This window comes from Acidovorax sp. NCPPB 3576 (assembly GCF_028473605.1).
Classification (GTDB): domain Bacteria; phylum Pseudomonadota; class Gammaproteobacteria; order Burkholderiales; family Burkholderiaceae_C; genus Paracidovorax.
In genome coordinates this window covers 3,683,855-3,703,480 of record NZ_CP097267.1, presented here as the reverse complement: position 1 = coordinate 3,703,480, position 19,626 = coordinate 3,683,855, and the positions used below count along the sequence as shown (strand labels likewise).

The 19,626-nt window shown below is 68.9% G+C and carries 18 protein-coding genes; 4 read left to right on the top strand and 14 right to left on the bottom strand.

The features are described 5' to 3' along the window. Nucleotides 1–3 precede the first annotated feature (3 nt). The 7 genes from M5C98_RS17035 to M5C98_RS17005 form a co-directional block, all read right to left on the bottom strand. A complete protein-coding gene (locus tag M5C98_RS17035; RefSeq protein ID WP_272548650.1) occupies nucleotides 4–1,110 on the bottom strand; it encodes an imelysin family protein in 1,107 nt (368 codons plus the stop codon). Beyond that, nucleotides 1,107–2,576 (bottom strand): di-heme oxidoreductase family protein, encoded by a 1,470-nt coding sequence (locus M5C98_RS17030; protein WP_272548649.1) that lies wholly within the window; start codon nucleotides 2,574–2,576, stop codon nucleotides 1,107–1,109. The genes M5C98_RS17035 and M5C98_RS17030 overlap by 4 nt, the downstream gene beginning before the upstream one ends. Before the next feature lie 7 nt (nucleotides 2,577–2,583). Further along, on the bottom strand, nucleotides 2,584–3,783 hold the full coding sequence (locus M5C98_RS17025; protein WP_272548648.1) for an imelysin family protein: 1,200 nt from the start codon (nucleotides 3,781–3,783) through the stop codon (nucleotides 2,584–2,586). 496 nt (nucleotides 3,784–4,279) lie between these two features. After that, nucleotides 4,280–6,223 (bottom strand): PhoX family protein, encoded by a 1,944-nt coding sequence (locus tag M5C98_RS17020; protein WP_272548647.1) that lies wholly within the window; start codon nucleotides 6,221–6,223, stop codon nucleotides 4,280–4,282. A 322-nt stretch (nucleotides 6,224–6,545) separates the two neighbouring features. After that, nucleotides 6,546–7,379, bottom strand: a complete 834-nt coding sequence (locus tag M5C98_RS17015) for a BPSS1780 family membrane protein (protein ID WP_272548646.1) — start codon at nucleotides 7,377–7,379, stop codon at nucleotides 6,546–6,548. Nucleotides 7,380–7,457: 78 nt separating this feature from the next. Next, nucleotides 7,458–8,408, bottom strand: a complete 951-nt coding sequence (locus M5C98_RS17010; protein WP_272548645.1) for a homoserine kinase — start codon at nucleotides 8,406–8,408, stop codon at nucleotides 7,458–7,460. A 135-nt stretch (nucleotides 8,409–8,543) separates the two neighbouring features. Beyond that, nucleotides 8,544–8,897 (bottom strand): hypothetical protein, encoded by a 354-nt coding sequence (locus M5C98_RS17005; RefSeq protein WP_272548644.1) that lies wholly within the window; start codon nucleotides 8,895–8,897, stop codon nucleotides 8,544–8,546. 60 nt (nucleotides 8,898–8,957) lie between these two features. On the opposite strand from M5C98_RS17005, the gene polA reads away from it, so the two are divergent. Continuing rightward, nucleotides 8,958–11,777 (top strand): DNA polymerase I, encoded by a 2,820-nt coding sequence (polA, locus tag M5C98_RS17000; protein WP_272548643.1) that lies wholly within the window; start codon nucleotides 8,958–8,960, stop codon nucleotides 11,775–11,777. 42 nt (nucleotides 11,778–11,819) lie between these two features. On the opposite strand, the gene M5C98_RS16995 is transcribed toward polA, so the two are convergent. Genes M5C98_RS16995 through M5C98_RS16985 form a run of 3 tightly spaced genes read right to left on the bottom strand, consistent with a single transcriptional unit; the run spans nucleotide 11,820 to nucleotide 13,486 of the window. Then, complete coding sequence (locus tag M5C98_RS16995) at nucleotides 11,820–12,251, bottom strand: hypothetical protein (protein WP_272548642.1); 432 nt, start codon at nucleotides 12,249–12,251, stop codon at nucleotides 11,820–11,822. A 46-nt stretch (nucleotides 12,252–12,297) separates the two neighbouring features. Beyond that, nucleotides 12,298–12,957, bottom strand: a complete 660-nt coding sequence (locus M5C98_RS16990) for a hypothetical protein (protein ID WP_272548641.1) — start codon at nucleotides 12,955–12,957, stop codon at nucleotides 12,298–12,300. After that, nucleotides 12,944–13,486, bottom strand: coding sequence for a hypothetical protein (locus M5C98_RS16985; protein ID WP_272548640.1), 543 nt, complete (start codon nucleotides 13,484–13,486; stop codon nucleotides 12,944–12,946). The genes M5C98_RS16990 and M5C98_RS16985 overlap by 14 nt, the downstream gene beginning before the upstream one ends. A gap of 196 nt (nucleotides 13,487–13,682) precedes the next feature. Here M5C98_RS16985 and M5C98_RS16980 point away from each other — a divergent pair, with 196 nt between their 5' ends. Continuing rightward, on the top strand, nucleotides 13,683–14,609 hold the full coding sequence (locus M5C98_RS16980) for a LysR substrate-binding domain-containing protein (protein WP_272548639.1): 927 nt from the start codon (nucleotides 13,683–13,685) through the stop codon (nucleotides 14,607–14,609). A gap of 48 nt (nucleotides 14,610–14,657) precedes the next feature. Here the strand turns inward: M5C98_RS16980 and M5C98_RS16975 are convergent, their stop codons facing one another. Beyond that, on the bottom strand, nucleotides 14,658–15,881 hold the full coding sequence (locus tag M5C98_RS16975) for a D-amino acid dehydrogenase (RefSeq protein WP_272548638.1): 1,224 nt from the start codon (nucleotides 15,879–15,881) through the stop codon (nucleotides 14,658–14,660). A 273-nt stretch (nucleotides 15,882–16,154) separates the two neighbouring features. On the opposite strand from M5C98_RS16975, the gene M5C98_RS16970 reads away from it, so the two are divergent. After that, on the top strand, nucleotides 16,155–17,042 hold the full coding sequence (locus M5C98_RS16970; protein WP_272548637.1) for an amino acid ABC transporter substrate-binding protein: 888 nt from the start codon (nucleotides 16,155–16,157) through the stop codon (nucleotides 17,040–17,042). A gap of 26 nt (nucleotides 17,043–17,068) precedes the next feature. Next, nucleotides 17,069–17,866, top strand: coding sequence for an aspartate/glutamate racemase family protein (locus tag M5C98_RS16965; RefSeq protein ID WP_442867191.1), 798 nt, complete (start codon nucleotides 17,069–17,071; stop codon nucleotides 17,864–17,866). Nucleotides 17,867–17,873: 7 nt separating this feature from the next. Here M5C98_RS16965 and M5C98_RS16960 read toward each other — a convergent pair whose 3' ends face one another. The 3 genes from M5C98_RS16960 to M5C98_RS16950 are packed head-to-tail and all read right to left on the bottom strand — an operon-like array spanning nucleotide 17,874 to nucleotide 19,611. Next, nucleotides 17,874–18,350: a DUF2269 family protein gene (locus M5C98_RS16960; RefSeq protein ID WP_272548635.1), complete on the bottom strand. Its 477-nt coding sequence runs from the start codon at nucleotides 18,348–18,350 to the stop codon at nucleotides 17,874–17,876. Then, entirely contained in the window at nucleotides 18,347–18,715 is a 369-nt protein-coding gene (locus M5C98_RS16955) for a DoxX-like family protein (protein ID WP_272548634.1), read from the bottom strand. Before M5C98_RS16955 ends, M5C98_RS16960 begins: the two co-directional genes overlap by 4 nt. Then, a complete protein-coding gene (locus M5C98_RS16950; protein ID WP_272548633.1) occupies nucleotides 18,712–19,611 on the bottom strand; it encodes an NAD-dependent epimerase/dehydratase family protein in 900 nt (299 codons plus the stop codon). Before M5C98_RS16950 ends, M5C98_RS16955 begins: the two co-directional genes overlap by 4 nt. Nucleotides 19,612–19,626: the final 15 nt, after the last annotated feature.

Here is a 19,626-nt window from a genome sequence, read left to right as displayed (position 1 = left end):
GCGTCAGTCCCCGTCGGCATCCGAAAACCCGATGCTCACCTGCAGTGCCGGTGCGATCTCGGCCTCGGCCAGGCGCTTGAGCGCGGTCAGTTCCTTGGCCGCCTGCAGCACTTGCGGCCCGGTGTTCTTTCCGGGCTGCGCCAGGGCGGCAAAGGCGGTGTCGATGCGCTGCGTGGCCTGCAGCAACTGGTCGGCCAGGGGGTTCAGGCCGCGGCCGCGCAGGTAGGTTTCGAGCGGCACGAGGGCCTCGCCCGGCTTGGGCAGCGCGGCGCCTTGCGGCAGCACGGCCAGCGTGCGCAAGGCCTTCCATTCGGCGGCCCAGGCTTCGGGCGTGAGGCCGCTGGCGGCGCGCGGGTAGTCCGGCGTGCGGCTGCCCTGGGCGGCGCGCAACGGCTTTTCCATGTGGGCCCAGCGCAGGCGCTCGATGCCGCCCACCCACTGGTTGATGAACTCGCCCATGGCCTGGGTGGAGCGTTCCTGCTCGTCCTCGGCTGCCCAGTCGGTGGTGGCTGCGCCGTCGAACGCCGCCTTGAGCGCCACCGCCTCGCGCTCCACGTCCAGCGCCGCCTCCACCGCGTAACGGCAGGCCGGCGTGGCGGGCGCGGCCGGCTGCGTCCACAGCAGCCATTCGAGCGCGGGCAGGCCCTTGGCGGGCGTGCCCACGCGCTCGAACGCCTTGGCACCCTGCGGCTGGGCCTTGATGGCGCGCTCGATGAGCGGGGGGCGGGTGGGTGCGAAGTCGATCTGGCGCTGCGTGCGCCGGGCGATCACCGGGCCCACGGCCACGGCGCCCAGGCTCTCCCACGCGAGCATGGTGCTGCGCCAGGCGCCGCGGGCGGCGTCCAGCGCCGCGCCGGCCTGTGCCGGCGGCGCATCGCACAGGGCCCGCAGCGCGGGCGGCAGGGCCTGCGCCGCGGTGGCGAAGTCGCCCGCGCGGGGCTGGGCCCAATGGCCGTAGAGGCTTTGCAGGGCGTGCGTGGTGTCGTAGAACGGCACGGCGTCATGCCGCCAGTTGGTCTGCGCGGTGGCGGTGGCCGCAGCGCCGGCCAGGGCGCACAGCGCCACCGCGGCCAGGTGGTGCAGGGCGCGCAGGGCAGGGAATTTCGTCATAGCGACTCCACGAATTGCACGAGCGCATCGCGCTCGGCCTTGTTCATCTTGAGCACGTTCTGCCTGGCCTCCTCGGCCTCGCCGCCGTGCCACAGGATGGCTTCGAGCACGCCGCGCGCGCGGCCGTCGTGCAGCAGGCGGGTGTGGCCGTTCACGTCCTGGATCAGGCCCGTGCCCCACAGCGGGGGCGTTTTCCACTGCCGGCCGTTGGCCGCGAAGTCGGGCCGGTGGTCGGCCAGGGCTTCGCCCATGTCGTGCAGCAGCATGTCGGTGTAGGGCCAGATGCGCTGGCCCGAGACGGCCTTGCTGGTCAGGCGCGGGAAGGGGCCCTCCTTGGTGACGTAACTGGGGCGGTGGCAGGCGGCGCACTGGGCCTGTGCGAAGAGCGCCTGGCCGCGCTGCACCTGCACGTCGTTCACCTTGCGGCGGGCGGGCGGGGCGAGCGTGGCCTGGTAGAACACCACGTCGTCGAAGGTCTTGTCGTCGATCTCCACGCCCGGCTGGCTCTGGCGGCCCGCGCTCTTGCCGCTGGGCGCGGCCAGGCAGTCCTTTTGCGCGGGCGTGCAGGCCTCGTGCGGGAAGTGGCGCGAGGTGATGCCCATGTCGCCCACGAAGGCGCCGCCGGTTTGGTGCGCGATGGTGGCCACGTTGCCCTTCCAGCCGAAGCGGCCGATCATCATCCGCGCCGATGGCGCATCCCACACGCGGTTGGGCACGCCCTTGATGGGGCCGGGCGCCTTGGCCTGGTCGGCGTCATTGGCCAGGATGTCGGCCTCGTCGATGGCTTCCAGCAGGCCCACGCCGATGATCTGCGGCGCGATGCGCGGGCTGACCATCACGTCCGGGTGCATCGGCCCGTACCCCAAGTCGGCAAAGCCGTATTTCGGATCGAGCAGGGTGTAGGGCGTGCCATCGGCGAACTGGCCCTGGATCGTCTGGTAGCGCAGGGTGACGCGGCCCTCGGGCTTCACGCCGGTGATGCCCGCGTTGTTGAACTGGTCGCCGTACACGGGCTCGTGCAGCGGCCCGCCGTGGCCGTCGGCACCGGGGATGGACAGGCGGATCAGCAGCGCCACCGTGGGGTCCTTGGTCTCGCCCAGGCGGTTGAAGATCTCGGGCGGCGCGCCCCGGCCGTCCTGCACGTGGCAGCCGCCGCACGAGCGCGCGATGAAGTGCGGCCCCAGGCCGTCGCGCGCCTTGGTCGAGGCGGGGGCCTCCACCCAGTTGCGGCGAAAGAACGAGTTGCCGATGACGAAGCGCGTGCGCTCGTCGTCCGGCAGGTTGGCCGCGGGGAACGAGAAGGCGTTGCGCCCGGTGGCGAACACGGTGGTGTCGCCGCCGGGCTTTTCGCCCAGCGGGTCCGGGTGGCCGCTGGCCACCAGGCCCGTGGCGGCCGCCGCCAGGCCTGCGCTGGCGGTCGCGAGGCGCCAGGTGCGGCGGCGGTGGAAGGCTTTCAGGAAACGCATCGCGGGATCAGGGTTGCACGAGGGTCAGCCGGGTGATGCCGATGGCGTTGGCGGCGGCGACCAGGTCCTTGGACTGGGCGCTCAGGCTGTCGATGGTTTTCTGGATGCGCTGGCGGCCCGGCGCGTCCTTCTCGCCGATGATCTCGCGGTCGAACGGCGCCTGGATGGCCTCGGCCGCCTTCACCGACGCGGCGATCTGCTGCGTGGTCTTCTCGGCCAGGGCGGCGTCCTTGGCGGCCACCAGGTCGCGCAGCGAGGGGCCCTGCACCTGGCTGCCGTCGGCGCGGCGGTACTGGCCCAGCCACACGTTCTGGATGCCTTGCGCATTGGTCACGGCGTCGCGGTGCGTGTTGTCGGAAAAGCAGGAGTGCTCGTCTTCCTGGTCCTGGCTGTTGAGCGCGACCTCCAGCCGCTCGCCGGCCAGTTCGCCGCGCGAAAGCGAGCCCAGGCCCACCAGCATCTTGCGAACCGATTCCTGCCCGCCCTTGGCGAACTTGGCGCGGTAGTTGTTCTTGGCCTTCGGGTCCCAGGCCTTCACGAGGAACGTGAGGTCGTCGATCAGCAGGTCGGTGACCACCGTCAGGTACTGGCGGCGGCGGTCGGCGTTCTTGCCCTTGCCATCGACGAAGTCCTCGAAGTTGCGGTCGCCCGGGCCGGTTTCCGACAGGTCCTGGCCCCACAGGAAGAACTCGATGGCGTGCCAGCCGGTGGCGATGTTCTCCTCGCCGCCGCGCTCGTTCTGCGCGGCGAGGTTCTTCTTGGTGATGGCGAACTTGCGGTTGTTCACCAGGCCGGCGTCGGGCTTGCCTTCGACGCTGTCCACGTACGACTCGTCCATGGGCCAGGCGTTGATCTGGCCTTCGGGGCCCTTGTCATCGTCGATCGGGCCGCCGTAGAAGCGGAACGCCTCGGTCTGGCCATAGAACTCGCGCGCGGCCAGCCAGGTCTTGCGGGCCTCGGCCAGCGTCTCCACCGACGGCTTGGCCGTGAAGGCCTTGATGGCGGCCTGCATGGTCTTGGCTGCATTCAGCGTGTCTTCGTAGTTGGCGTGCACCAGCGCGGCGTAGTGGGCGGCCACGGCATGGGCGGTGGCGGGCTGGGAGGCCTGGACGGCGGCGCCTTGTGCCTGGGCCACGCCCACGGCGCCGAGCGGACTGGCGGCCAGCAGGGCGGCGAGGGCGGCGGTTCTGAACAAGGGGGGCGTCATGGGCATCTCCAGGTTGGGTAAAAACGGACCGGGCGGGCGCTTTCAGCCTGCCAGAAGCAGGGCGCCGGGTCGCTTGCCGCTGGGGTCGAGCCCAGGGCAGCGGCCGGTGGAAGCGGCAGCGGGATCAGGCGGCGAGGGCTGGGGCATCCGGCCGCCGGAGGGCAGCACGGCGCCCGGGTGCGCCTGAGTGAGCGGGCATTATAAGAATGCGATTTATTATCATTTGAAGACAACCCTTCACCCTGTACCGCCATGCGCGGCAAGCCCGTCAATCCATGCTCTGGAACGCGGCGGAGTGATTTGCTATTGTTTTTATAGCTATACCCCCTAGAGAAATATGCGGTAGAGCCGTTTTTGATTCAAAGTCTTGCAAGCGTCTTCAATCAGGCTCCTTTTGCGAAGTCCCATGAAAAAAGCGAGGCCAAGGCCTCGCTTTTCAGGTGGGCCCCAGACCTGCCGCGCTGGCAAGGCTTCGGGGCGGGGAGAGCCGCTTCGATCAGCTCAGCTTCATCTGCGACGGCGTGCCCGTCAGGTAGCCCACGGCCGAGCCGAACTTGTCCTTGTAGTTGGCGCGCACCAGCGGGTCCAGCGTGTCCTTGACCTTGCTGTGGATGCTGCCCCAGTCGCCGGCGTGCTGGAAGTTGCTCATGATGTAGGTGAAGCCGTTGATCTCGTCCACCGCATGCAGGCCGGTGGATTCGCCGCCCGCCGGCACCGACATCAGGCGCGACAGCTGCTTGGTGTCCACGTTGTACGCCCACAGGAAGTTGTTGACGTGCTGGCTGCTGTCCTCGCCGATGAACAGCGTGCGCAGCTTCTCGGAGAACTTGAGGTTGTCCGGGTTGGCGATGTTGTTCGGGTTGGCGGTGTTGCCGAGCGCGTCGGCCGTGATGTCTTCGCCGGCCAGCAGGGCCTTGGTGTCCACGGGCATCCAGTCGCTGTTGATCGCGGCGCCGGTCGTGTCCTTCTGGCCGCCGCGCAGGTTCAGCGCCATCACGGCGCCGGCCACGAGCTGCTTGGGCACCGAGATGCCGTTGCCCGGCACGTTGGCTGCGTTGCCCGCCACCATCGAGGCCTGGATGTTCTGCAGCGCCGAGTAGGCGATCTTGTCCTTGGCGTTGACCGTGGTGCCCTCCATCTTGGTGAAGCCCAGGCTGGCGCCCAGCAGGGCGGCGTAGCGGTGGGTTTCCAGGAAGGCGGCGGCCTTTTCCATGCCGGCGTTCAGCTTGATCCACTCGGTCTTGCCATTGGTGACGACCTTCGTGAACGTCGCGTCTTTCGGGTCGGCGCTGGCCACGGTCATGATGTCCGTGGGCTTGAGCTTGCCGGCCAGGGCCTCGATCTCGGCGCTGGTGGCGGAGCCCAGCTTGATCCAGGTGAGCGGCGCGGCCGTGGTGGCGGCGGGGTCGATGGAGAAGCCCGCGCCCACCTTGGCGGCGTACAGCGTGCCGGAGGACAGGTCCTTTTCCTTGTCGGCCACGAAGACGAAGTAGGCGCTGTTGGTGGCGTCGTCACCCATCAGCGCGGTGCGCTGATCGGGCATGACCTGCACCAGCTCGTGCGAGATGCGGCCCATGCAGAAATGCTTCTTGATCGACGCGGTGCCGTCGGCGTTCACCGTCACTTCGGGCATGTGGCCGTAGTGGTAGGGGTTGGCGGCTGTCTCGCTGCCGTACAGGTTCTTGCTGTACGCCTTGAACTGCGCGTTGGAGGCGATGGTGAAGGCGTCCGGCTCGTACTCTTCGCTGGACAGGTGGGTGCCCCAGGGCGACAGGCTCGCGCCGCAGGTGATCCACAGGCCGTGCACCTTGGACGTGTCCACGTTGTGGTACTTGACCAGCGACAGCTTGCCGGTGGCGGGGTCCTGGTCCAGGCTCAGCACGGCGATGGGGGAGGGCAGCTTGCCGTACATGTCGGTCTTGCCGTCCTGCGCCCAGGTGGTGTATTCGAACTGCACCACGGCGAACACGGGGTTGCCCTTCACGCCGTCCACCTTGGCATTGGCCACGGTCAGCAGCGAGGTGCCGTCCGGCGAGTCGGAGAAGAACTGGCGTTCCTTGCCGGCCACGCTGGTGTCGGTGATGGCCTTGTTGTTGATGTCCACATAGCCGCCCGCGAGGATCTTGCCGCCCTTGCCGTCGGACACCATGTCGCCCGTCACGAAGAAGGGCTGGTAGGCCAGCTGGTAGTTCTGCACCGAGTTGTCGCTGAACTTCACGCTCATCGTGGAGCCCACGGACGTGGTCGCCATGGCGGCCGGGTTGGACAGCGTGGGCGCGGCCATCGAGCTGAAGCTGGCCGATGCGAACGTGGCGCCATCGCTGCCGCCGCCGCAGGCGGTCAGAAAGGATGCGGAGGCGCTGGCGCCCAGCGGCAGCATCGGCATGCCGGCGAGGAATTGCAGGGCCTTGCGGCGGGTGGGCATCGGGGTGTGGGACATCGTGTTGTTCCGGAAAGGAGAGGTGCGATACGCCGCCGGCAACGGCCGTGGGGAGCGGCATGCCGGCGAGCCAAACGCGGAAACGGCGCAATGTCGCTTCCACTGCCCGGATGCTAGGAATCGCCCGTGACAGCGATTTGAAGGAATGGTGACAGCCGCGTGACGGTGGCGGCTGCGTTGACCGCTGCATCGTGCCCCATGCAGGGGATCGGAGCGATCGACGGGCGGGTGCGGGCCCGTCGGCCGGACCGGACTGCGCTCGTCCGGTCGGCGGCGGCCCGGGGGCTTTTGCCCCGTGGCCTGGCCCCGAAGGGCGTGCGCCTCAGAGCGGGCCGGGTGGCTCCGCGGCGGTCTCTGCCGCGGGCGCGACCAGGCGCCGCTCAGGCGGCTCGAAGCAGTCGCGGAAAGAAAATACCACCGATGTGAAGAACATCGCCGCCAGCATGAGCGCCGTGGCCACCATGATGCCTCCCGCCACGCCGCTGCCCAGGCCCAGCAGCGCCAGCAGCGTCACGGCAATGCTCACCACGATGCCCGCCCCCAGGAATACGCCGGTCCACACCAGGCCATAGACGGTGAATGCGCTGAAGTTGCGCAGGCACGCCACCATGCTGAAGAACAGCGCCTTCACGGGCGGCACGCCGTGCCAGTGCACCAGGCCCGGCGCATGCCAGAACAGCAGCGACAGCGGCACGTACAGCGCCAGGGCGAGCCACATGGCGGCCTGGAAGTCCCCCGCCTCGGCCACCTCGCGCGTGAGCTGCTCGCCGCCCAGGTACACGCGGGCGAACTGCCCGTCGTCCACCAGGGCCGAAATCGCCATCACCGCCAGAAAGCCCACGGCGTACAGGGCGCCCAGGATGAGCATGTCGCGCAGCCGCTGGCGCCCGGTGCGAAACGCCACCAGCAGCAGCGCCGGCGTGGGAAAGCGCCCCTGCGTGGCCTCGCCCGCGGCCACCATCATGGCCAGCGTGGCCGAGGGCAGCAGGGCCAGCGCGACGGCCGGGCCGATCAGGGGCAGCAGGGTGGCCAGCGACATCGCGGCCATGGTCATGAAGAACAGGGCCGCCAGCGCCATCGGCTGGCGCCAGAAGACGCGGATGCCGAGCCGGGCCCATTCAAGGCCGGCGCGGGCGGGAACGATGTGGAGTTTCATGGGTGGATTGTGGTGGAGGGGCCCCAAGCCGTGCACGGGCCAGGGGCATGCGGCCGGCGGCGGGCCGCCCGCGTCCGTTCAGGCATGCACGGGGTGTGCCAGGCGTTCGCGCAGCACGCGCTCGAAGTGCGTGGGGTCGTGCGGCGTCAGCAGCGAGGCCTCGCGCGGCAGGTAGAAGTCCCACAGCCGCGAGATCCAGAAACGCAGCGCGCCGGAGCGCAGCATGGCGGGCAGCAGCGTGCGTTCGTCCGCGGTGAGCGGGCGCACGCTTTGGTAAGCGTCCAGCATCGCGCGGGCCCGCTCGGCGTGGTGCGCGCCGGTGGGCAAGTCGATGCACCAGTCGTTCAGGCACACGGCCAGATCGAACAGGAAGGTGTCCACGCCCGCGAAGTAGAAGTCGAAGAATCCGGTCAGCTCTTCGCCGTCGAACATCACGTTGTCGCGGAACAGGTCGGCATGCACCGGCCCGCGGGGCAGCGCGGCATAGCCTGCGGAGGCGGCCACATGGTTCTGGTAGGCCAGCTCGGATCGCAGCAGCGCGGCCTGTTCCTCGCCCACGTGGGGCAGCACGGCGGGAACGGTTTCGTTCCACCAGGCCAGCCCGCGCAGGTTGGGCTGGCGGCGTTCGTAGCCGTGCCCGGCCCGATGCATGCGTGCCAGCGTGGCGCCCACGGCGGCGCAGTGCGATGCTTCGGGCGCCAGCTGGCTCTTGCCGCGCAGCTTGCTCACCACCGCGGCCGGCTTGCTGGCCACGCTGTGCAGGATGTCGCCGTGCTTGTCGGCCCGCGGGTCGGGCACGGGAATGCCGGCGTGGGCCAGGTGCTTCATCAGGTGCAGGTAGAACGGCAACTGCTCGGCGGTGAGCCGCTCGAACAGCGTGAGCACGTACTCACCCTGGTCGCTGGTGAGAAAGTAGTTGGTGTTCTCGATCCCGCCCTCGATCCCGCGCAGCGATACCAGCGTGCCCAGTTGCAAACGGCGCAGCAGATCGCGCGCCTCTTTCTTGGAGACTTCGGTAAAGACGGCCATCGCTCAGCGCAAACGAAGAAAAGGAAAAGGGAAGGGGGAGGAAAGAGACACAGGGGTGCGAACGCAGGGAAGGCAGCCGAAGCCGCCGCGGGCCTGATCGCCCGGTGGCCGCGCCGTGTCGGGCGGCCGGGGAGCTCAGAACTTCATCACGTTCCAAACGCGCGGGGCGGTGTTGGTCTCGGCGCCGTTGCGTGGGCGGGTGCGGGCGCCTTCGCCGGGCTGCACTTCGTACTCGGGCATGCTGCCGGTCTTGGGCTGCACGGTGATGCTCTGCGTCTGGCCGCCCACCCGCAGCTCGTTCACGCGGCTGCCTTCGTCCTCGACCTGAATGCGCTCGACGCGCTGGTTCTGGCGGCTCTCCGATTGCTCCTGATTTGATAGCTTTTCGCTCTGCTCAGTCGTGCGCTGGGCCGCGTTTTGATCGGGTGTCTGGGCCAGGGCAGGGCTGGCAGCCAGGGCCAGCAGGAGGAGGGTGTGGGCAGCGCGCATGGGGCGGATTGTAGAGCGCTGCACCTTCCCGGCGCGCAGCGCGGGGCACAATCTGCGGCTATGAGCAAACCCAAGACCCTGGTGCTGGTGGACGGCTCCAGCTATCTGTACCGCGCCTACCATGCCATGCCCGACCTGCGGGCCGTGCCGGGCGACCCCGCCAGCCCCGCCACGGGCGCCATCCGCGGCATGGTCAACATGATGCAGGCCCTGCGCCGCGAAGTGCGCGCCGACTATGCCGCCTGCGTGTTCGACGCTTCGGGCAAGACCTTCCGCGACGACATCTATCCCGAATACAAGGCGCAGCGCGCGCCCATGCCCGACGACCTGCGCAGCCAGATCCCGGCGATCCACGAGGTCGTGCGCCTGCTGGGCTGGGCCGTGCTCGACGTGCCGGGCGTGGAGGCCGACGACGTGATCGGCACGCTCGCCGTCACCGCGGCGCGGCAGGGCGTGGAGGTGATCGTCTCCAGCGGCGACAAGGACATGAGCCAGCTGGTGGACGCGCACATCACCATCATCGACACCATGAGCGGCAAGAAGCGCGACATCGCCGGCGTGACGGCGGAGTTCGGCGTGCCGCCGCACCTGATGGTGGACTACCAGACCCTCGTGGGCGACACCGTGGACAACGTGCCCGGCGTGCCCAAGGTGGGCCCCAAGACAGCGGCCAAATGGCTCATGGAATACGGCTCGCTCGATGCGCTGATGGAGCGCGCCACCGAGATCAAGGGCGTGGCGGGCGAGAACCTGCGCAACGCGCGCGACTGGCTGCCCACCGGGCGCCAATTGGTCACCATTCGCACCGACTGCGACCTGGCGGGGCATGTGGCCGGCCTGCCGGCGCTGGACGCCTTGGCCAGCGGCGCGCAGGATGCCGCCGCTCTCAAGGCCTTCTACGAAAAGCACGGATTCAAGGGCCTGGCCCGGGCCATCGACATTCAGGAGGCCGCCCCCGAATTGCTGGAGGAAGGTGCCGCCAAGGCATCCAAGGCGTCCAAGGGCCGTGGCGGCGCAGTGGACCCCACGCCCGGCCTGTTCGACGAGCCCGCCGAAGTGGCCGCGGCCAAGGTGAGCAACCTGCAGTACGACACCGTGTTCACCTGGGAGGCTTTCGACGCCTGGTTCGCGCGCCTGCAGGCGGCCGAACTGGTGGCGATCGACACGGAGACCACCTCGCTCGACGAGATGCGCGCCGAGATCGTCGGCATCAGCTGGAGCGTGGAGGCCGGCACGGCCGCCTACGTGCCGCTCATGCACGACTACCCCGACGCCCCGGCGCAATTGCCCCGTGACGAGGTGCTGGCGCGGCTCAAGCCCTGGCTGGAAGACGGCTCGCGCAAGAAGCTCGGCCAGCATGTCAAGTACGACCGCCATGTGCTGGCCAACCACGGCATCGAAGTGCAGGGCTACGAACACGACACCATGCTGCAGAGCTACGTGCTCGAAGTGCACCGGCCGCACGGCCTGGGCAGCCTGGCGGAGCGGCACCTGGGCCGCAGCGGCATCCATTACGAAGACCTGTGTGGCAAGGGCGCCAAGCAGATTCCGTTCAGCCAGGTGTCGATCAAGCTGGCGGCCGAGTATTCGTGCGAAGACTCCGACCAGACCCTGGATGTGCACCGCGTGCTGTGGCCCCAGCTGCAGGCCGACGACAAGCTGCGCGGCATCTACGAACTGGAGATGGCCAGCAGCGAGGCGCTCTACCGCATCGAGCGCAACGGCGTGCTGGTGGACGCGCCCATCCTCGCGCAGCAAAGCCATGAGCTGGGCCAGCGCATCCTGCAACTGGAAACCGAGGCGTACGAGATCGCGGGCCAACCCTTCAACCTGGGCAGCCCCAAGCAACTGGGCGAAATCTTCTTCGACAAGCTGGGCATGCCCGTGGTCAAGAAGACCGCCACCGGCGCGCGCAGCACAGACGAAGAGGTGCTGGAAAAGCTGGCGGAGGACTACCCCCTGCCCGCCAAGCTGCTGGAGCACCGCAGCCTCTCCAAGCTCAAGGGCACCTATACCGACAAGCTGGCGCAACTGGCCCATCCCTCCACCGGCCGCGTGCACACGCACTACGCCCAGGCCGTGGCGGTGACCGGGCGCCTGTCCAGCAACGACCCCAACCTGCAGAACATTCCCATCCGCACGGCGGAAGGCCGGCGCGTGCGCGAGGCCTTCGTGGCGCCGCCCGGGCGCGTGATCGCCAGCGCCGACTACAGCCAGATCGAGCTGCGCATCATGGCCCACCTGAGCGGCGACGCCTCGCTGCTGCACGCCTTCACCGAAGGGCTGGACGTGCACCGCGCCACGGCGGCGGAGGTGTTCGGCGTCGAGGTCGGCCAGGTCAGCAGCGAGCAGCGGCGCTACGCCAAGGTCATCAACTTCGGGCTCATCTACGGCATGAGCAGCTTCGGCCTGGCCAAGAACCTGGGCATCGAGACCAAGGCTGCCGCAGCCTACATCGACCGCTACTTCCAGCGCTATCCCGGCGTGAAGCAGTACATGGACGACACCAAGGCCCTGGCCAAGACCAAGGGCTATGTGGAAACCGTGTTCGGCCGCCGCCTGTACCTGCCCGAGATCAACTCGCCCAACGGCCCGCGCCGCAGCGGCGCCGAACGCGCGGCCATCAACGCGCCCATGCAGGGCACCGCTGCCGACCTCATCAAGAAGGCCATGGTCGCCGTGCAGGACGTGCTGGACGCCGAAAAGCCCGGTGTGCTGATGATCATGCAGGTGCACGACGAACTGGTGTTCGAGCTGCCCGAGAGCGAGGTGGACTGGGTGCGCCGCGAGATCCCCCGGCTGATGGCGGGCGTGGCGGACCTGAAGGTGCCGCTGCTGGCCGAGGTCGGCGTGGGGCCGAACTGGGACAAGGCGCACTGAAGCGGGTGGGCTGGGCGGAGCAGGGCCTGCCCGGCTTCGGCTTTACTGCCCCATCAACGCGGGCAGCGCCTTTTCGCACGCGGCCTGGCAGAGGAACCGCTGCGTCTGTGCGGTGGCCTCGGCCGTCAGGTAGCCCGCTCCGGCCGCGTGGATGCGCCACGCGTATTTCGCCCCGCCCTTCAGGAGCGTGCCGGAGAAACTGCATGGAAGGATGATCGATTCGGCATGGAATGTCTCGGCAGAGACTTCGGTGGCGGTCGAGAAATAGGTGGCTACGTCTTTTGGCGTAAGGGACAGCGTTTCGCAGCCCATGGTGTCGGCTGCCCCACGGTCCTCATGCCGCTGAACGCCTTCAGAATCCACGTGCACCGGCAGCGCACGGGGGCTCGGCAAAGCCGTCCAAAGCGCGCCCAGGCCGGCGGCCGTGCAGGCGAGCATGCCAATGGCGCTGAGCCTTGAGGCGTTCAAAGGCAAAGGGCGACTCGGAGCGTTTCTTTTCGATGCCAGGTCGAAAGCCGCTTCAGGAGGCCGGACAGTCCGGCGTCACGTCCGCTCCCAGCGGGAGGTAGTAGTGAGCCTTCGGTATCCATTGCCCCTTCGCACCGCTCTCTGCGATCTTCACGTGCATGCCTTCGCTGGACAGGCAATGGTCCACGCGCACGCGGGCCTTGCGGTCCGGCCATCGCAGTACCACCCGGTGGGCATGGGTGCGCGAGACCACGGCGTTCTTCGCCAGCAGCAGGCCCACGAAGCCTTCTTCGGGCGCCTTCTGGAATTTCGCATCGCGCTCGTCCGCAGGCACCGCGTCTTCGCCGCGGTATTGCAGGATGGAAGCGTCCTGTGCCGCCGCGCCTGCCTGGACGCAGCACTCCGGCTTTTTGCCCATGGGCGGAGACAGCCGAAGGTAGGGAAGTGCCTCGCCTTCGGGCTGCGGCTGGCCCAGGACCAGGCGTGGCGCATCGGGCCGGCGGGCGTCGAGAAGGCCCACGCGCGAGGACACGGATGGGGCGGATGGCACGGGCTGCCCGGTATCGGCCTGCGCGCTGGTGCTGCCGAGGAGCAGCCCCGCCAGCGCCAGAAGGACCGAGGCCGTTGACCGGTTGAAAAAACGGCCATCGGCCCTGTGGCCTGTCGCGCCACTGTTGGGGCGGCGGGTGCTGCTGCGATCAGTGACCATCATCGGACCAGTGCGGTGGGTCGGACGTGAGTTTGTAGACCCCGTAGGTGGCACCGAGGGCATGCAATTGCGCAGCGGTGGTGACAGTGGTGCTGGTGCCTGTGGCATCTTTGAAAGCCTTCCCTGAATAGTTGGTGATCGTCATGTCGATGGCACGGCCCTCGGAATGGCGCGAGGTGAGTGCCGGCGCATACACGATGCCATAGCCCGACACCATCTGGCTCGCCGCGACCCGGGCGGCGCCTGCGTTGACCGCGCCCGTGGCGCCGCGGTGGACCCATTCGATGTCCACGCCCGCCATCGCGGGCACCGTGGCGGCGTCCAGGCTTTCTCGGGCGATCCGCCATGCGTAATGCATGAGGTAGGCGCGCTCCGGCGGGCGCAGCGTGGCGGAGATGGAAACCGATGCGCCCCCGGCTTCCAGCGCGGCGATGAACGTGTCCACCTTGGTGCGAAAACTGGCGATCAGGTCGCTGGTGGAGGTACTGGTCGGGAATCGGGCAACCCACGCGCTGCCACTTGAATCTGCCATGCCTTGTCTCTTTTCTGAAGGTGGGAAAGGGGCTGGATGAAAAATCCAGGGAAAGGGTTGAACGCGGCGAGCCTATCCGGACCCGGTGACTGCGCGGCGACATTTGTTTCCAAATGCATCTCTTGTGCAAGGGGCGCGGATGCTTTTTGATGCAATATGCCCGGCTTCGCCCCTTCCCCAAAAGCCTGCCATCGCCATGCGCCTGCGCCACATCGAAGTCTTCAATGCGGTGATGCTCACCGGCAGCGTGAGCGCCGCCGCGCGGCTCATCAACGTCACCCAGCCGGCCGTGAGCCGCATCCTCGCGCATGCCGAACTGCAACTGGGCTTTGCGCTCTTTCACCGCATGAAGGGTCGGCTCGTTCCCACGCGCGAGGCGCAAACCCTGTACCCGCACATCGAGCGGTTGTTCAACCAGCTCGACGATGTGCAGCGCCTGGCCAACAGCCTGCGCGGCCAGCAGCGCGAGGGCGAGCTGCATGTGCTGAGCGTGCTGGCCCTGAGCCACGAGGTGATGCCGCGCGCGCTGCGGGCCTTTCGCGCGCAGCACCCGGACGTGGTGGTGCGCATCGATGCGTTGCACTCGCCGCAGATCGTCTCGGCCCTGGTGCTGCAGGAGGCCGACATCGGCTTCGTGTTCAGCGCGCTGGTGCATCCTTCGCTCGCGCAGGAGACGCTGGCCGAAGGCCGCGTGGTGTGCGTCGCGCCCAAGGGCACGCTGGATGCGGACGTTGTGCAGGCCGGCGTGGTGCACCTGGCCGATCTGGCCCACACGCCGGTGATCCGCCTGGAGGCGAACGACCCGCTCGGCACAATGGTGAACCACGCCAGCCGCGAGGCCGACGTGGGCCTGCAGGCGGCCTTCACGGTGCAGACCTACCATGCGGCGCTCGCGCTCGCGCACCATGGGCTGGGCGTGGCGCTGGTGGATGTGTGCACCGCGGCCTCGGCCGACCTTACGCGGGTGGACGTGCTCGCGCTCGCGCCGCGCATCGCGGTGCCCGTGAAGGCGCTGCGCATGGTGAACCGGCCCGCATCGCTGCTGGCGGACACCATGGTGCGCTGCATGCGCGATGCGGTGGCGCAGACGCTGGCGTCGGCTGGCCTGGCAGAGCGCGATTGAGTTGCAGCGTCTCAGGCCGAACGCGCGGCCGTCTTGGCTCCCTGTGACTCAGGCGGTAGCGCAGGCCTGCAGCATCTGTTCGGCCACGATGGCCGCCGTACCGAACGCCAAGGTGAACCCCAGCGCCCCGTGCCCCGTGTTGATCCACAGGTTGCTGGCCTCGGCGGCGCGGTCGGCGATGGGCAGGCCCGTGGGCGTGGCGGGGCGCATGCCGGTCCAGGGGTGCAGCGATGCGGCGGGCGCTTCGTGCCCCAGCACGGTGCGCACCGTGGCGCGCAGGCTCTCGATGCGCTCGGGGCGGATGCGGCGGTCGTTGCCCACCAGCTCCGCCATGCCGGCCACGCGCAGGCGCTGGCCCAGGCGGGCGAACACGACCTTGCGCCCCGCGTGCGTCACGTTCATGCGGGGCGCCCAGGGCGCGTCGGCCGGGGCGTCGAGGGTGATGCTGTAGCCCTTGATCGGATAGACGGGCAGGTGCAGGCCCAGCATCCGGGCCACCGCCACGCTGCCGCTGCCCAGCGCCAGCACGAAACGGTCGGCCTCGATGGTGCCGGCGCTGGTGCGCACCGCGGCGATGCGTCCCTGCGCGCGGTCGAATCCCTGCACCTGTGCGCCCAATTCGAAGCGCACGCCGCGTCCGGCCAGCAGGGCATGCAGCCCTTCGCACACCTTCAGGCAGTCGGCCGCGCACTCGCTGGGGGTATGGATCGCACCGGCAATGTAGGGCGCGTGGTGGGCGAGCGCCGGCTCCAGTTCCACGCAGCGCTGTGCGGAGATCGAGTCCTGTTCGCTGCCCCAGGCCCGCTGCAGTTCCATCTGGCGCTCGGCCGCGGCCAGGCCATCGCGCGTGCCGTACAGCACCAGCTTGCCGGTGCTGGAGAAGTCGCAGTCCAGCGCCTCGCGGGTGCGCATGGCCTCGAACCCGGCGCGGCTGCGGGCCGCCAGCGCGAGCAATTGCGCCGTGGTGTGGCGCGAGGTGGTGCCGTTGCAGGCTGCCAGAAACTGCAGGGCCCAGCGCCATTGGTGCGGGTCCCATTGCGGCCGCACCTGCAGCGGCGATTCGCGCGACATCAGCAACTGGGGCAACTGGGCCCACAGGCCCGGGTCGGCCAGGGGCTGGACGTAGCTGTAGCTCAGCTGTGCGCCGTTGCCGCCGCTGGCACCGCCGCCCACGGGGCCCTGGTCGATCACCGTGACGCGCATTCCCTGGCGCTGCAGCGCGTAGGCCGTGGCCAGGCCCACGATGCCCGCACCCATCACACATGCATCCATATCGCTCGATTCCCGTTGGTTGTCCGTCCTGGGCACTCTAGGGACGGGCGCGGCCTTTGAACAATGCCAAACCGCGGAGCAGGCATGCCGGGAAGTTATGCGCTGGTGCCGGGCGCGAAGATTGCTTCGGGGTCCTATGGTCGATGCGGATGGCATAACTTTTCGTCATGGCCCATGCTGCCGAATGAATTGTTCAAAGCCGCACCGAGTTCCTAAAGTGCCTGGGCACCTGCACTGTTCCAACCCCTTTTTGTTCCCGTCAAGGAGTTTTCCATGAAGCCATTCCTGTCTGCCGCCCTCTTCGCTTGCGGCGTGTGCGCTGCCGCCACCGCGGCCCACGCCGACACCCTGCAGAAGATCGCCGACTCGGGAAAGATCACGCTGGCTTACCGTGAATCGTCGGTGCCCTTCAGCTACCTCGCCGGCCCGGGCGAGCCGATCGGCTTCTCGGTGGACATCTCCAACGCGGTGGTGAATGCGGTGCGTGCCAAGCTCAAGAACCCGGCGATCAAGGTGGAACTGCAGGCCGTCACGTCGCAAAACCGCATTCCGCTGATCACCAACGGCACGGTGGATCTCGAATGCGGCTCCACCACCAACAACTCCGCGCGCGGCAAGGACGTGCAGTTCGCCGTGAACTATTTCTACACCGGTACGCGCCTGCTCACCAAGAAGACCTCGGGCGTGCAGAACTATGCCGACCTGGCCAAGAAGAAGGTCGCCAGCACCAGCGGCACCACCAACGCGCAGGTGATCCGCAAGTACAGCCGCGAGAACAACCTCGAGATGGACATCGTGCTGGGCAAGGACCACGACGATTCCATGCTGCTCGTCGATTCGGGCCGGGCAGAAGCGTTCGCGATGGACGACATCCTGCTGTTCGGCCTGAAGGGCAATGCGCGCAACCCCGCGGACTGGGTGGTGGTGGGCGACTCGCTGCAAGTGGAACCCTATGCCTGCATGCTGCGCAAGGACGACCCCCAGTTCCAGGCGCTGGTGAACGGCGTGATCGGCGGCATGATGAAGTCCGGGGAGTTCGAAAAGCTCTACACCAAGTGGTTCATGTCGCCCGTGCCGCCCAAGGGCCAGAACCTGGGCCTGCCCATGTCCAAGGAACTGCGCGACAACCTCGTGGCGCAAAGCGACAAGCCAGCCAACTGATCGACCTTTGCGCCAGCGCTTTCCGGATGTTGTCCATGCCAGCGATCTCCCCGGTGCCCCGCATGGTGGGCATTCTGGGCGGCATGGGCCCGGCTGCGGGGGCCGATTTCGTGCGGCTCTTCGTGGAGGCGTGCACGCGGCGCATGGCCGCGCTCGGCATTCCCGTGCGGGACCAGGCGTACCCCGAGCACTGGCTGGCGCAGGTGCCCATTCCCGATCGCACGGCGGCCTTGGGCGACCGCACGTCCGGCGCCCACCAGCCGGCAGAGCCGATGGCGCAGGCCACGGGCCGGCTGGCGGCGCTGGGGGTGCAGGCCGTGGCGATCGCGTGCAACACGGCCCATGCGTGGCATGGGGACCTGCAGCAGCGGTTTCCGCAACTGCAGGTGCTGCACGGCATGCGTGAAGTGGCGGCCGGGCTCGCGGCCGCGCGGGTTCCGCGCGTGGGGCTGCTGGCGACGCAAGGGTCTTACGACACCGGGCTGTACCAGGCCGAACTGCGGCGCCACGGGGTGGCCTGCGTACTGCCGCAGCCCGGTGAGCGCGAGCTGCTCATGCAGGGCATCTACGACGGCGTGAAGGCCGGCGACTATGCGCTGGCCCGCAACCGCTTCGCGTCTGTGGCGCACACCCTGCGCGAGCGCGACGGGGTGTCGATCCTCATCATGGGCTGCACCGAAATCCCGCTGGCCCTGGACGAGGCCGCGGCGGGCGCCCGCCTGGTCAACCCATCGCAGGTGCTGGCCGAGGCGCTGGCGCGCTGCGCCTATGCCGGAATCGGGCCGCCTGCCCCGGCGCGTGCGGGCGCGGACGCCATCGCCTGAGCGGCGATCAGCCCCACAGCGCGGGCTTGTGCACCATCAGAAAGAACACGGCCAGCATGGCCGCGAAAGCCGGGTAGCCCAGCGCCTCCCACCAGCGCGCATAGCGGGTGTAGAGCGCCGGCATCGGCGTGCCTTGCGCAGCCGCGTCGCGCGCCATGGCGGCCATGCGCCACTGCAGCCAAAGCACCGGCAGCCAGCAGATGCCTGCCAGGGCGTACAGCGCGATCGACGCGGCCAGCCACGGCGTGGACAGCGGCCAGCCGGCCATCATCGCCATGGCGGCGCCGGTCACCGGCTGCACGATGCCGGCCGGCGTGGTGAACCAGGTGTCGGCCCGCACCACCAGCCGCGACACCACGGCCTGGGCGGCCACGCTGCCGCTGCGGTTGGCAAAGAACAGGTAGAACGCCGAGCCGAAGCCCGTGCCCACCAGCAGCACGCTGGACAGGATGTGGACCCATTTGAGAGCGAGATAGGTGTTCATGCGCGTGGTGCTTTCAGGAGGACGACAAGGATGGCGGCGATGGGCAGGTTCTTGAGCAGCGGCCCCAGCGGGTCCAGCCACAGCGTGGGCAGCAGCACCGTGGCGACCCCGGTCATCACGCCCATCAAGGCCAGGGCCATGGCATCGGCGGCCCGGCCGGGGCGCAGCCACAGCGCCAGCCCGATGGCCGTGTCAGCGGCAATGCCGCCCCACACCAGCGCCTGGATCAGCACTTCGTTCTGCAGCCCGCCGCGCACCAGCAGATCACGCCCCTGGCCTTGTGATTCGATGGCGCTGGCGAGCGCCGTGCCCAGCCACACCAGGACCAGGCTGCCGCGCAGCCAGCGGGCCGTGTCGGCGTTCATCCCGCTGCCTTCCAGGCGCTCTCGACCAGGCGGCGATAGTGCGTTGCGTCATGTCCCAGCAAACGCCGCAGCGCGGCCGGGTCCGCCGTGTTGTCGCTGCCCAGCAAGGCGAGCGTTTCGCTGCACCAGGGCATGGCCGGCACCTGGTCGCCCACGCGGGCGCTCAGGTGGCTGAGCGCATCCGGCAGGCGGAGCACGCGGGCAGGCCCGTGGCCCGATTGCTGGCGCAGGCTGGCGATCAGTTCGGCCATGGGCACCGCCTCGGGCCCGCTGCATTCGATGAGGCCGGTGGTGTCCAGCGCAGGGCCCATCAGCGCGGCCACGGCGCTCGCCAGGTCGTGCACCGCCACGGGTTGCACGCGGGCCTGCAGCACCGGACCGGGCAGCACGACCAACGGCAACCGTGCGAGGTTCATGAACAGCGCGCTGCTGGCGCCGCCCCGGCCGAACACGATGCTGGGCCGCAGCACCACCCCCGAGACGGCGCCCTGTTCGGTCAAGCCGAGCAGGTGCGTGTCGGCGGCGCGCTTGGTGGTGGCGTAGCGCGTGGCGCTGCCGGCGATGCCGAGCGCCGAGATCTGCACGATGCGCCGCACGCCGGCCTGGGCGCAGGCATCGAACAGGGCGACGGGCGTGTGCTGGTGCAAGGCGTCGATCGGCCGGGTGCGGGTGTCGCGCAGCACGCCGGCGGCATTCACCACGGCGTCGATGCCTTCGAGGCGCGGCAGCCACACCGCGGGCGTGGTGTCGTGCGCGAAGTCCATGGCGACCTGGCCGGGGCGGCCCGCCGCGCGGCGCGGCGAGATGCCGCCGTGCACGGTGTGCCCCGCGCGTTCGAGTGCGCTCTGCACCGCGCGGCCGATGAAGCCGGTGGAGCCGGTAAGAAGCATGTGCATGGAGTTGCTCCGTGA